Below are 14057 nucleotides of genomic sequence, written 5' to 3'. Positions count from 1 at the left end.
ATGGTAATAATTATAAAACCTAAGTACGTTTAATTGCTTTTGTACGTAGGTTTTGTTTAAAAGCAAGGTATCTAATGTAATCAAGCCCTTATTATAGGAATTGAATTGATATGCGAATCAAGGATTGAAAACATAGTTTAAAAAACAATAGAAAGGTTTATTTAGGAATTCTTCCCTTCCAGGGAATCCCGAAAACTTTCGGGAGGCGGCAGCCAGAAGGGTGTATTTTGAATATATTGTTTTATTTCACCCTTTTCCCTGTCGGGATTTGGTTCACAAGTGGCCTTTATTTTAATGCGTTCACGAGCTCCGCTTCGCTACGGTTCCCTAGGAGGGAAAAACTCAACTTGAAAAAGCGATGAAACTCATTATTGTCTAATCATACAGTTATTTTAATTCTTGTTTTGTGGATATACGAAAGCAGGTATTGTAATGTGGAATACATGATATAGATAATAAATCTATTTCCTCTTTTTTTCAATTAATTAGCAATGAGTAAACCGTATTGCAATCAATTTTTATATTTTTGTAGTTCGATTTTGCGCAAAGTGATTTTTTGATGCATTATCGTTCACAAATAGAAATATTTAGAATAAGTTATTCTTGTTTGAGAATGGGAATAGCTGAGAGTTGTCAGCTTGGTGCTGATAGCTAAAAGTCTCATTAAGTATTAATTAAAATGGAACAGAAAAGAATTAAGATCAAAGATCTGTTGGCTTCTGCAGAAGCAGGCAGTACGGTGAATGTGAAAGGATGGGTAAGAACAAAGCGCGGTAATAAACAAATTAATTTCGTGGCTTTAAATGATGGTTCTACTATTCAAAATCTTCAGGTAGTTGTTGATGTTCCTAATTTTAATGAGGACTTGTTGAAAAAGATCACAACTGGTGCAGCCATTTCGGTTGATGGAGAAATTATAGAATCGCAAGGTAGTGGACAATCTGTTGAGATTGCTGCTAAAAATATCGAGGTATTAGGTGTTGCCGATCCTGAAAAGTATCCATTACAACCTAAAAAACACTCTTTAGAGTTCTTAAGAGAAAAGGCGCACTTGCGTTTCCGTACCAATACATTTAGTGCAGTATTCCGTATTCGTCATGCAATGGCTTATGCAGTACATGAGTTCTTCAACAAGAAAGGATTCTACTACATGCATACTCCATTAATTACAGGTTCAGATGCCGAAGGTGCTGGTGAAATGTTTAGAGTATCAACTCTTGATCCTAAAAATCCACCTTTAAACGAGGATGGAACAATCAACTATAAAGAAGATTTCTTCGGAAAAGAAACCAACCTTACCGTTTCTGGTCAGCTAGAAGGTGAGTTGGGAGCTATGGCTTTGGGTGAGATTTACACTTTTGGTCCTACTTTCCGTGCCGAAAACTCAAACACAACTCGTCACTTGGCTGAGTTCTGGATGATTGAGCCTGAAATGGCATTCTATGATATCAAAGATAACATGGATTTGGCTGAAGAATTCTTGAAGTATATGATTAAATATGCTTTGGATAACTGTATGGAAGACCTTCAGTTCTTGAGCAAGCGCTTGCAAGAAGAAGAAAAAGGTTTGAAAGCAGAAGATCGTCAGATGGAGTTGATCGAGAAATTGAAGTTTGTATTAGAGAACGACTTTGTTCGTTTGACTTATACTGAGGCTATCGACATTCTTCGTAACTCTAAGCCAAACAAGAAGAAGAAATTCCAGTACTTGATTGAAGGTTGGGGAGCTGACTTGCAATCGGAGCACGAAAGATATTTGGTTGAGAAGAAATTCAAGAAACCAGTTATCCTGATAGATTATCCTAAGGATATCAAGGCATTCTATATGAAGCAGAACGATGATGGAAAAACTGTTGCTGCAATGGATATCTTGTTCCCAGGTATTGGTGAAATTGTTGGTGGATCGCAACGTGAGGAAGATCTTGAGAAATTAACAACCAGAATGAAGGAAATGGATGTTCCTGCTGAAGAAATGGATTGGTACCTAGATACTCGTCGTTTCGGATCTGCAACTCACGCTGGTTTTGGTCTTGGTTTTGAAAGAATGATGTTGTTTGTTACTGGTATGGGTAACATCCGCGACGTAATTCCTTTCCCAAGAACTCCAAAAAATGCGGAATTCTAGAAAGAAATATGGAATGATTTGATGCTCTCACTCTAAGTGAGGGTATCAATAAAAAGATAAATAATGTATGAAGCCGTGTCACTTTTGTGATGCGGTTTTTTATTGGTACACAGATTACCCAGGTTGAATAGGATTATCTCGAATTTTAAGTATGAGGTAAACACTTTGATATAATGCAGATAGATTACTGGAGTATATAACAAAAGAGCAGGATATTACTATCCCACCCTTTATATAGCTAATCATCAAAAGTACTGAATGCTTTATGCAGGATAAAGACTTGCATTTATACAAGGTCTTCCTGGAGATTCTGCATTTGATTGGTTATAGACACGAATTCCATTGCCTTTCTCCATCTTAACCATTGTAGTTTCAGTTTGAATGGCTTCAATTACAACGGTTTCTACAAGGTGTCCCCAATCCATATCAAATACTTCAATAGTTGCAGGATATGATGCATCCATGTCAGTTAAAGCTAGAATATAGTTTCTTCCTTCTTTCCCATAGAATGTAGTATATCCGCCAGGCTTAATTTCTGCATGTTGAGAACTGCTTGATTCAACTAAGTTTTTACTTAGTTTTTTCATGTCGATTGCTGTATTCACTTTACTCATAATATTTAATTTAAAAAGGTTAATAAAAATTGTTAATGAATAGGTATGCTTACTTACCTTATTGATACAATTAAAATTAGAGTTAATTCATTGAATAAAATATATCATTGTATATCAACTGACTAATCAAGCTTTAAATAAAAATGACTTTATGTGTCAAATGTTTTTATTGGGAAGCAGATTACACGGATTGAATAGTATTATTGCGGATTTTTAATATTTCTTGTGAATCAAGCACCAGCGAAGCGTCATCTTTATAGCCTAGTCAGTAGTGAGAGGAGCGAACAAAGGGCTAAAATTATCGCAACAGCACAGTTGAGAAAAGAGTTTTGGTTTCCTGCAACGAATATAGGTATACCTATATATAATGTATACAAAACTTTAATACATCAATAAAATGATCTGCGTCTTAATCAATAAACTCTTATGGGAATTACTCGTACACCGAACTGAAGTCTGAGCATGAAACTAACAATACCGAAAGCTGATTGCTGTTCGCCATTTCCTTTAATCTTTTTTAACTTTTTCGCTTTGGCTTGATATTTGTGAGTTCAGCGCAGATTATGTATCTTGCTTCGACTAAACCAGAACACGAAACAGAATGCTAAAGCAAAGTTTACAGCAAAAATTATTACAAAAGTTATCGCCCCAGCAAATACAGGTGATAAAGCTGTTGGAACTTCCAACTTTGCAGCTTGAGGAGAGAATTAAGAAGGAATTGGAAGAAAATCCGGTTCTTGAAGAAGGCGAAAAAGTAGAAGAGTTTCAAGATTCAGCCCAAACAGAAGATACAAACGATCGTGATACCGATAAAGAAGAATTTACTTTAGAGGATTACATGAACGACGAGGATATTCCATCCTATAAATTATCGGCACAAAATTATTCAAAAGACGATAAGCACGAGGAAATTCCTTTTTCGGGAGGAACTACTTTTCATGAATTGTTGATTTCTCAGTTGGGATTGAGAATATTGGAACCTGAAAAAGCTGCGTTAACCGAATATCTGATTGGTAACATCGATGAAGATGGTTACCTGAGAAGAGATATAGATAGTATTGTAGATGATTTGGCTTTCTCAACAGGAATCGAAACTTCGTTTGAAGAGTTGGTAGAGCTGCTTCGTGTTATTCAGGATTTTGATCCTGCAGGAGTTGGAGCTCGTGATTTACAAGAATGTTTGTTGCTTCAAATATCCCGAAAGGGAAAGCACAACCCTGATGTAAAGTTGGCTCATTTGATCCTGAAGAAGCATTTCGATGAATTTACCAAGAAGCATTACGATAAAATTCAGAAGCGCGTTGGTGCCAACGATGAAGATTTTAAATGTGCAATTGATGAGATTCTGAAATTGAATCCAAAACCAGGGTCTGCTTTCAACAATCCAATGGTTAAAGCATCGCCAACCATTATTCCCGATTTTATTTTGGAGGAGGAAGATGGTGATTTGAGATTAAGTCTAAATGCACGTAATGTTCCGGAATTGCATGTTAGTCGTACCTATTCTGAAATGATTCAGGATTATGCTGGCAACAAAAAGAATCAAAGCAAAGAGCAGAAAGATGCAGTGATGTTTGTAAAGCAAAAACTCGATTCTGCAAAATGGTTTATCGATGCAATTAAACAACGTCAGAATACCTTGATGATAAGTATGAATGCTATTATTGAGTTTCAGAGAGAGTATTTCATGGAAGGTGATGAGAGAAAGTTGAAGCCAATGATTCTGAAAGACATTGCTGATATCACAGGATTGGATATCTCAACCATCTCTCGTGTGTCGAATTCCAAATACATTCAAACACATTTTGGTATTTTCTCATTGAAATATTTTTTCTCGGAAGGTTTGCAAACAGATACGGGAGAGGAAGTTTCTACTCGTGAAATCAAGAAGATTCTTCAGGAGTGTGTAGACAATGAGGATAAGAAAAAGCCATTAACCGATGATAAGTTGGCTGCAATTTTAAAGGAGAAGTCCTACAAAATAGCACGTAGAACAGTGGCGAAATATCGTGAGCAATTGAACATTCCGGTTGCTCGTTTAAGAAAGGAATTGTAAAAAAGAATTAATTATAATTCGAATTGGTGCAAAGACAATTATCTTTGCACCTTTCTTTTGTTAAGAGAGCAGTTGGTTAAAGACTGATAATAAATAGTATAATTCTAACAGAATATGAATCTTTCAAGAATAATTTCAGGAGTAGTGCACCCAATGTTAATGCCTTTGTACTCCATTTTTGTAATATTTCACTCAGGCACTTTTCTTGATTTTACTCCGCCTCAATTGATTCGTGTTATTTATTTGATTGTTGGAATTTCAACCGTGCTTCTTCCCATTAGTGTGCTTCCACTTTTAAAGGCACAAAAGTTTGTTTCGGATTATGGCTTAAGCGAAAGAAGGGAGAGAGCGGTTCCATTGGTCTTTACCCTTATTTTCTATGCCTTGGGATTTTATCTTTTAATGAAATTTCCAATTACCAGAATTATTGCTCACCTGCAATTGGCTGCAATTATTTCTATTGGTGTAATTGCTTTAATTTCTACCAAATGGAAAATTAGCATTCACATGGCTGGTATTGGTGGATTTATTGGAATGGTATTGAGTTTTACCATTCTATATGCCGGTTCGTTAAGAGTATACTTTATTGCAGGAATTTTATTGGCAGGATTGTTAGGATACTCCCGATTAAAATTAAACCTGCACACTCCTTTACAGGTATATGCAGGTTTTATATTAGGTTTTGTTGTTATTTTTTCAACAGTAATGCTTCTTCAGCTTTATTGACGAAGCAACCATAAATCAGGTTTTTTATTCAGCTTTCTTAAGCGTTTCAATTCTTTTATTGCCGATTCTTTGTTATTAAATGATTGAAGCACTACCCTGAATTTTCCATTATTCTCTAACACAATGGAAGGATAGCCTTTTTGATACAATCTTTCTTTAAAAGCATCGGCTTGCTTCTGATAATTGTAGCTGGCTGCAACAATATGATAGTCGAAAATTTCTCGGTTTTTAGCAATTTCAGCACTACTTAATTTAGGTTCTGGCTTTTCAGGTGGTGGAGTTAACTCTGGAACCTGTCTTTTTGCTGTTTGCTCAACAACATTGTCCTTACTAACAGTAGTAACCTTTTTCTCATCTTTACAGGATACTAGTAAAAGAAAAAGGAGAATGAATAGATAGCTTAGTTTTGCCATGTCCTAAAAATTATCGTTTGATATATAGCCAGGTGTCTTTGTGTTCTTCTGTTGCTCGAACCGATGCCAACTCCTGAAATGCTAGTTTTCTATCCGAAAAAGCTTTGTATGATACTCTGAAGAATCCATTTTTTGAATTGTGAATGTCAGAAACATAACCTTCTTCCTTTAATTTAGATTGAAGTTTCTCGGCATTTGTTTTGTTTTCAAAACTTGCAACAATTAAAAAGTATTTGTTCGGAACTTTTTCCACAACAGGTTCTAATTTTTTCTTTTCAACAGGCTTTGGTGTAGGTTTTTTAACCTCTTTCTTTTTGGCAACTTTTTTAGTTGTTTCTTTTTTTACTGGTTCTTTCGCCTCTTCCTTACAAGAACTTAATCCAATTCCACATATTAGAACGGACAATAACAGTATTTTAGATAGGTAGTTCATATTGCTAGCATTAATATAATATTAACAAATTTACAATTTTATTACTGATTTGAAGAATACTTTGTTTATTTGTTGTACTAATCAGAAAAATACAAAAAACTTAATGGAATAGATAGAGTTCTTTTAACAATTACGTTTTTTTTTTGATTATATACACTTGTATTACATCAAAGATTTAAAATATAAGATCAAAATTAATAAGAGATTAGATATGGAAAGTAAAAAAACAATTGCCTTAGTAGCGCATAATGAGAAGAAGAGCGTAATGCTTGCGTGGGTAAAAAGACATCTTGATGAATTGAAGAAGCACAAGCTAATAGGGACGACAAATACTTCTGAAATATTAAACTCAGTGTTGGATCTTGAGGTCGAAGCTTTTGGACATGGACCAAATGGAGGAGACATTTTATTGGCCGCTCAAATTCTTGAAGGAAAGGTTGATGAAGTAATATTTTTAATAGATGCTGAAACACCTCATGGTCATGAACATGACATACAAACGTTAATTAGAACTTGTGTAATTAACAATGTACCAATGGCTTTGAATGTTGCCACCGCTGACTTTTTAGTTAAGCTTAATAAGGGTGAAGAAGTCAAAAGTTAACACAGAGTTAACACAAACGTAATAAAAACGAAACATTTTAGTCTCCATGTGTTAGTATGTTTGCGATGAATTTACGAACTTAATAACATGGAGAACTTTTATTTGTTAATTGTGGTAGTGCTATTTGCACTGGCCATTAGCGATCTTATCGTGGGCGTGAGTAATGACGCCGTTAATTTCCTAAACTCTGCATTCGGTTCTAAGGCGGCCCCACGTTGGGCAATCATGATTATTGCCAGCCTTGGGATTTTGGTAGGAGCAACTTTTTCGAGTGGTATGATGGAAGTAGCTCGTAAAGGGATTTTCCACCCAGACCAATTCTACTTTGCAGAAATCATGATCATTTTTATTGCGGTAATGCTAACAGATATTATTCTGTTGGATTTTTACAATACCGTAGGTCTGCCAACTTCAACTACAGTTTCGATTGTATTTGAGTTGCTTGGAGCTGCTGTTGCTGTTGCCGTAGTTAAAATTATGAACTCTGCCGACCAATCTTTGCTTGATTTAGGAAATTACATTAACTCAGCTAAAGCACTGGCAATTATAACCGGTATTCTGTTGAGTGTTGTTATTGCCTTTTTATCCGGTGCATTGGTGCAGTGGGTAACACGATTGGTTTTCACGTACAGGTACGAGAAAACATTCAAGTACTTTGGTGCCATTTTCGGAGGTATTGCTATTACTGCAATTACTTATTTTATCCTGATTAAAGGTGCAAAAGGATCCTCTTTCATTACCAAAGATACTTTGGCTTGGATTAAATCTAACACTTTAACCATTATTGCGGTTTCATTTGTTGGATGGACAATATTGTTACAAGCTTTAGTTTGGTTTGTTCGTTTAAACATTCTTAAGGTGATTGTATTGGTTGGTACATTCGCACTGGCAATGGCTTTTGCAGGTAACGACCTTGTAAACTTTATTGGTGTGCCATTGGCTGGTTTCAAATCGTTCCAGGCATTTGCTGCTAATCCGGGTACAGATCCTTATGGAATGACAATGGGTATTTTGAGTCAAAAAGTACAGACTGAAACTTACCTATTGATAATTGCTGGTATTGTAATGACCGTAACTTTATGGTTTTCTAAAAAAGCAAGAACAGTTACTGAGACGGAGATTGGCTTGAGTAGCCAAAATGAGGGAGACGAAAAATTTGGATCATCGTTCTTTGCACGTTTATTAGTTCGTCGTTCATTATCAGCGAACAGCAACTTCAAGCGCATGATGCCGGCAACGGTTCAGCAAGGTATTGCAAACAGATTTAGCAAACCGGAAGAAGTAGCTATCCCAGGAATTGATCCTAAGGATAAGCCTGCTTTCGATATGATTCGTGCATCGGTTAACCTTACAGTTGCTAGTATTTTGATTTCGATTGGTACTTCATTGAAATTGCCATTGTCTACAACTTATGTGACATTTATGGTGGCTATGGGTACTTCATTATCTGATAGAGCTTGGGGTAGAGATTCTGCTGTATACCGTATTACTGGTGTGCTAACCGTTATTGGAGGATGGTTCTTTACTGCATTCAGTGCCTTTACAGCTGCATTTATTTTCGCTAACTTGATTAATTGGTTAGGTGGAATTGCAATTCTTGGATTGTTAATTCTTGCTGTAACTTTTGTGGTTCGTTCTCACGTTTTCCACAAGAAAAAATCAAAGGCTAAAGAGCAAGAGGTTGCAGAGGATGAAGATTCGATTATCATCAAAGGTGGAATTTTTGAACAATTAACTTTCGCAGTTTCTGGTATCACAGTTAAGATTCCAAACCTATATGGCAAAATCATTAACGGACTGGCTTTCGAAGAGCGTTCTAAATTGAAGGAATGCAACAAAAAAGCTGGTAAGTTAGATAAGGAAGCGAAACAGATGAAAGATCAGGTTCCTGCTATGATGAAGAAGTTGAGTGAAGATAGTATTGCAACAGGACCTTTCTACGTTCAGTTGATTGATTACTTGCGTGAAATTGCACACTCGATGAGCTTTATTGCTGGTCCTGCTTTCGATTACGTTGATAATAATCACAAAACTTTGATTAAGGAGCAGGTGAATGAACTAAATATCATTCAAACCAAACTTGATGATTTCTTCAGAACAATTAATCGCTTGTTGAAAGACAGCAATTATGAAACTGCTGAAATTGAAAAAGCTCTTGGAAAGCAAAAAGATTTGTTGAAGTCAATTCGCAAATTTAGAAAAGAGCAAATCAAGAGAATTAAAGCTGAAAAAGTTGGTACTAGAAATTCAGTTCTATACCTAGGTATCTTGAACGAAACTAAGAACCTTACTTTACATGCTGGAAATCTATTGAAAGCTTCAAGAGACTTCTCAGGTTTTAATGGAGAAGAAGTTGATTCTATGATTGAAGAAGAATCTATGGATGATTAATCTAAATCATTAATTATATAAGAAAGCCGGAATATTGAATTCCGGCTTTTGTTTTTTTAAGAGGAATTCACCTTATTTGAGTTTAAGAATCTCGAAAAGTTTTTCCATTCCTACACTCGCAACTTCTGTTATAAATGTAATGTTGTGATTGGAATGAATAGCAGGTTGATTAGGATCGATAATATAAATAGGAGTATTGTTCGGTGCATAATCAATTAAGCCAGCCGCAGGATAAACATTTAATGAAGTACCTATTATTAATAAGATATCAGCTTGGGCTACTATTTCAGCAGCTTCAGATATAGCAGGAACACTTTCACCAAACCATACAATGTGCGGACGAAGAGGAGATCCTTTCTCACATTTATCCTCTAGTCCAAGCTCGCATTTGTCAAGTTCATAAACTAAACTTGAATCTACTGTGCTACGTGCTTTTTTCAATTCGCCATGCAGATGCAAGATTTTTGAACTGCCAGCTCTTTCATGCAAATCATCAACATTTTGAGTTACAATATGAACATCGAAATGTTCTTCCAGCTTTTTAATAAGGTGATGACCTTCGTTGGGTTCACATTTAAACAATTGCTTTCTTCTTTCATTGTAAAACTGATGAACCAGGTTTGGATTGTTATTCCAGGCAGTAGGGCTGGCCACTTCCATAACATCGTATTCTTTCCACAATCCTCCCATATCGCGAAAAGTCCTGATACCACTTTCGGCACTCATTCCTGCACCGCTTAATACAACTAGTTTTTTCATGAGTTTAGATTTATCGGGCTATTCGTTTAAAATCTTTTTCTAAAAATGAATCGCTTTGTTTCTTTTTAATCATGTGATAGTCAAAATAATAAAAATCTGAATCACTGGCACCAACCAATATCTTGAAACATCTCGCCTTTGTTTTTGAACTTTCTGGTCCCACTTTATGAAGGAACACTACATTCTCTTTTTTACTATCAATGGCTTCTTCAACATCTTCTTTGCTTACAATTTTCACCTTACCAGAGTAAACTTTATGGATTTTTGCCAAACTATTTACTTCTTTATGCAACTCCTCTTTAACAAGGTAAAGTGTTTTGCCTTGAAGCAAGGATGCATTTTTATTGTAGTATTTTAATACGTTGGCAGAAATAATTTCAGGATTTTTACTGACCAATTTCACATGATTTTGCATGAATCTGATAAAGCAAGGCAGTTTATACGAATAAACATCTTCATGTACATGTTTGTAGGATAAAGGTACCGAGCATAAATCGGGCATGTTGGCAATTCTTTGTTGCTTACTACCCATTACCAGGCTAAGAAAGTTATATCTGGCTTTTGTTTTATCTTTATTAAAAGTAACTATGCTATTAATAATAAAGGAATACTTAGAGTCAAAACGTTTTTTCTCGAACTCTTTATTCGAAATGAAACCATATTCAGTAATTGTCCAATTGTTTTTAATTACGTCTTTTATCCTAAAGTTGTATTCGCTCATAGGATTATCATCTAAAACAATTAGGGTTTTTGTTTTTGCAAAAGCAGAATAATCATTTGCTGTAGGCAAATGTTCTTGAGTTTTACCTGTAAAGCTTAAAAGGCAAATAAAAATTGCTGTAAGTAATAGTTGTTTCATCATTTCGATTTGTTAAAAATTCAAGTTACGTATTATAATGTATGATCTAAAAAAAAATAGGAATGCTAAAGTATATGATTATAAAACTTAGCATCCTTTATTATAGTATGTTTATTTCTTCAAATTTTAAAAGTTTTCATTCGGTGAGCGAATATCAATCTTGTTTTCTATTTTTGTTCGTATGATTGATCAGGCTACGATATCAAGAATTTTTGATGCTGCAGAGATATCTGAAGTGGTTTCGGATTTTGTTACTCTTAAAAGAAGAGGTGTAAACTATTTGGGTTTATGTCCATTTCATAACGAGAAAACTCCGTCATTTACAGTATCTCCAGCAAAAGGTATATATAAATGTTTCGGATGTGGTAAAGGAGGAAACTCGGTAAACTTCATCATGGAGCACGAGCATCTCGATTATGTAGGTGCATTAAAATATCTGGCAAAAAAATACAATATTGATGTAATCGAACAGGAATTATCGCCAGAACAAGAGAAGCAAAAGAACGATAGGGAAAGTATGATGATCGTTAATTCTTTTGCCCAAAAAACTTTTACTCATAATTTACATCAACATCCGCAAGGAATGGCTGTTGGTATGAGTTATTTAAGAGAGCGTGGTTTCCGTGACGATATCATTAAAAAATTTCAGATAGGATTTTGCCTTGAAGAGTGGGAAGCATTTTCGAAACAAGCTATAGATAGTGGATACAAGAAGGAATATCTTGTAAAAACTGGTTTGAGTATCGATAAGGAGAGTCGCTTAATTGATAGGTTTAAAGGAAGGGTAATTTTTCCAATTCATGGTATTGCAGGAAGAGTATTGGCCTTTGGAGGACGTACACTTCGAAATGATAAGAAAACTGCTAAGTACCTGAATTCTCCTGAATCCGAAGTATATCACAAAAGTAGAGTACTGTATGGTATTTTTCAGGCAAAAAAATCAATTGTTCAGAATGATAAATGCTTTTTGGTTGAAGGATATACTGATGTAATTTCTTTTCATCAGGCAGGAATCGAAAATGTTGTTGCATCTTCTGGTACTGCTCTTACTCCAGATCAAATCCGTTTGATAAAAAGATTTACCAATAACGTTACTATTATATATGATGGTGACCCTGCTGGTATAAAAGCTTCTTTACGAGGTATTGATTTGGTTTTGGAACAAGAGGTAAATGCTAAAGTTTTGTTGTTGCCGGAAGGAGAAGATCCGGATTCCTTCTCAAAAACGATGGGAGCAACTGAGCTTACCAACTATATAGAGCAAAACGAGACAGACTTTATCGTTTTTAAAACGAACCTTCTTTTAAAAGATGCACAGGATGATCCGGTAAAACGTGCAAATTTGATTATAGATATTGTGCGCTCTATTGCAATAATTCCTGATGCCATTGTGCGTTCGGTTTATGTGAGAGAATGTAGTGGTATTTTGAATGTGGATGAACGAGTTTTATATACTGAGATTAATAAAATCATTCACAAACGTAAGGAGGAAGCCTGGAAAAGAAATCAACGTCCAGATTTTAATGAACCTGAACCTGCTAAGAAAATGGCTGAAAATTCAGGATTTTTAAGATCGGGTAACGAATGTGACCTGGAAGAACGGGCATTGGTTCGTTTTCTGCTAAACTTTGGCACCGAGGTATTGTTCCGAGATAAGAACGAAAATGGTGAAGAGGTAATTACTTTGGTTGGTACATTTATTATTTCGGAATTACAAAAGGACGAATTGGAATCCATAAATCCATTATATCAATTGGTGTTTGATCAATACGGTTCGAATATGAATAATGCTGATTTTAATGCAAAAACTTTTTTCCGCGATCACACCAATGAAAAGGTAAGTCAGCTGGCTGCTGATATTTTAAGTGAACCATACGAGGAAAGTAAAATCTGGACCAAAAATGGGAGTTTTGTAGAGTCTATAATTGAAAAATTAAAGGATTTGGTTCCTAAAATGGTGAATGAGTACAAGGGCAAAAAGGTGAGAATCTTAATGAAGGAGGTTCTGGATGAGATGCAAAAAGCCCAGCAAACGGGTAATGCTGACCGAATGATGGAACTGATGCAACAAAAAATGGTACTGGATCAGATAAAAAATGCAATTTCAAAAGAATTGGGAAATCGAACAATACTATAAACTAATACTAACCAAACTGTAATTGGTTTCCATGCTGCTTACAGTATACTTGATAATAAAAGGATGAAAACAATATTTATAGAAGACAAAACACAGATTGATGGAATTATTCGTTCATGTGAAATCTGTAATCTTGGAGTTATTGATACTGAAAACAGACCATATGTTGTACCAATGAATTTTGGATACCATGATGGTTACATTTATATGCATGGTGCCGATTTTGGCAAGTTAATAGATGCAATGAAAGCAAACCCAGAAGTTTGTGTTACTTTTTGCACACCGGTAGAACTTGCAGCACAGGATGCTCATGTTGCATGTAGTTATAGAATGAAAGGAAAAAGTGTTGTTGCCCGAGGTAAAATTGAGTTCATTACTGATTACGATAAAAAAGTTGATGCACTAAATATCCTTATGGCTCAGTATACCGATCGTAAGTTTACTTATAACTCTCCGGCAGTAAAAAACGTTGAAGTTTACCGATTAAAACCAGAAGAGCTAACTGCGAAAGAATTTGGTGCGCCTCATGGAAATAATTTTCCATGGCAAGTTGAAAGGGATAGAAAAAAATCAATGAAGGATTTATAATACCTTAAGCCTTCTCGTTAGAGAGGGCTTTTTTAATATTCCTTAACAAATGTTTTAAGAGCTTAACCAATTTGAATACTACTTTTGAAGTGACATATTTAAGTAGTTAAAATTTCGGTTAGAAACGAAAACTAAGGTTGGAACCATCTCAAAAGTTTCAGCCTTATTTTTTCTCAAAAAAACTTTCTGTCGGACTATCAACTTGTTAGCTTGTATTGGTTAAAAAACTTAAAGTTTTGATTTGGAAAGTTGAGAAAGTATGCGTTATCTTTGCACCCGCTTTACAACGGTAGGGCGATAGAGAAAACATGATGAAAGAGGGTGGTTTTGCCACGATTTTTGCATGGTGTTT

The 14057-nt window shown here is 35.2% G+C and carries 12 protein-coding genes; 7 read left to right on the top strand and 5 right to left on the bottom strand.

Annotated features, from left to right (window positions below; genetic code table 11):
• The first annotated feature begins 679 nt into the window (after window positions 1-679).
• Window positions 680-2125 (top strand): asparagine--tRNA ligase, encoded by a 1446-nt coding sequence (gene asnS / locus DF185_RS22395; RefSeq protein WP_110363905.1) that lies wholly within the window; start codon window positions 680-682, stop codon window positions 2123-2125.
• Window positions 2126-2388: 263 nt separating this feature from the next.
• Here the strand turns inward: asnS and DF185_RS22390 are convergent, their stop codons facing one another.
• On the bottom strand, window positions 2389-2739 hold the full coding sequence (locus tag DF185_RS22390; protein WP_110363903.1) for a hypothetical protein: 351 nt from the start codon (window positions 2737-2739) through the stop codon (window positions 2389-2391).
• 601 nt (window positions 2740-3340) lie between these two features.
• On the opposite strand from DF185_RS22390, the gene rpoN reads away from it, so the two are divergent.
• Together rpoN and DF185_RS22380 are read left to right on the top strand one after the other, a co-directional pair.
• Window positions 3341-4795 (top strand): RNA polymerase factor sigma-54, encoded by a 1455-nt coding sequence (gene rpoN, locus DF185_RS22385; protein WP_110363901.1) that lies wholly within the window; start codon window positions 3341-3343, stop codon window positions 4793-4795.
• Window positions 4796-4909: 114 nt separating this feature from the next.
• On the top strand, window positions 4910-5521 hold the full coding sequence (locus DF185_RS22380; RefSeq protein WP_110363899.1) for a hypothetical protein: 612 nt from the start codon (window positions 4910-4912) through the stop codon (window positions 5519-5521).
• Here the strand turns inward: DF185_RS22380 and DF185_RS22375 are convergent.
• Both DF185_RS22375 and DF185_RS22370 read right to left on the bottom strand, forming a co-directional pair.
• The gene (locus DF185_RS22375; protein ID WP_110363897.1) at window positions 5515-5934 is read right to left on the bottom strand and encodes an SPOR domain-containing protein; all 420 of its coding nucleotides are present in this window, start codon (window positions 5932-5934) and stop codon (window positions 5515-5517) included. The genes DF185_RS22380 and DF185_RS22375 overlap by 7 nt on opposite strands.
• Before the next feature lie 10 nt (window positions 5935-5944).
• Complete coding sequence (locus DF185_RS22370) at window positions 5945-6367, bottom strand: SPOR domain-containing protein (RefSeq protein ID WP_110363895.1); 423 nt, start codon at window positions 6365-6367, stop codon at window positions 5945-5947.
• Window positions 6368-6578: 211 nt separating this feature from the next.
• Between DF185_RS22370 and DF185_RS22365 the strand changes: the two genes are divergently transcribed.
• Together DF185_RS22365 and DF185_RS22360 are read left to right on the top strand one after the other, a co-directional pair.
• The gene (locus tag DF185_RS22365) at window positions 6579-6971 is read left to right on the top strand and encodes a methylglyoxal synthase (RefSeq protein WP_110363893.1); all 393 of its coding nucleotides are present in this window, start codon (window positions 6579-6581) and stop codon (window positions 6969-6971) included.
• Window positions 6972-7058: 87 nt separating this feature from the next.
• Window positions 7059-9362: an inorganic phosphate transporter gene (locus tag DF185_RS22360; RefSeq protein ID WP_110363891.1), complete on the top strand. Its 2304-nt coding sequence runs from the start codon at window positions 7059-7061 to the stop codon at window positions 9360-9362.
• A 72-nt stretch (window positions 9363-9434) separates the two neighbouring features.
• On the opposite strand, the gene DF185_RS22355 is transcribed toward DF185_RS22360, so the two are convergent.
• Complete coding sequence (locus tag DF185_RS22355) at window positions 9435-10121, bottom strand: SIR2 family NAD-dependent protein deacylase (protein ID WP_110363889.1); 687 nt, start codon at window positions 10119-10121, stop codon at window positions 9435-9437.
• 10 nt (window positions 10122-10131) lie between these two features.
• On the bottom strand, window positions 10132-10980 hold the full coding sequence (locus DF185_RS22350; protein WP_110363887.1) for a hypothetical protein: 849 nt from the start codon (window positions 10978-10980) through the stop codon (window positions 10132-10134).
• Window positions 10981-11161: 181 nt separating this feature from the next.
• Between DF185_RS22350 and dnaG the strand changes: the two genes are divergently transcribed.
• Window positions 11162-13117 carry a DNA primase gene (gene dnaG, locus DF185_RS22345; protein WP_110363885.1) on the top strand — a complete coding sequence of 652 codons (1956 nt, stop codon included), beginning with the start codon at window positions 11162-11164 and terminating at the stop codon, window positions 13115-13117.
• Window positions 13118-13180: 63 nt separating this feature from the next.
• Window positions 13181-13705, top strand: coding sequence for a pyridoxamine 5'-phosphate oxidase family protein (locus DF185_RS22340; protein WP_110363883.1), 525 nt, complete (start codon window positions 13181-13183; stop codon window positions 13703-13705).
• Window positions 13706-14057 lie beyond the last annotated feature (352 nt).

Source organism: Marinifilum breve (assembly GCF_003202155.1).
Taxonomy (GTDB): domain Bacteria; phylum Bacteroidota; class Bacteroidia; order Bacteroidales; family Marinifilaceae; genus Marinifilum; species Marinifilum breve.
Note: the sequence above shows the minus strand (reverse complement) of the source record. Positions and strands in the feature narration are given on the sequence as shown.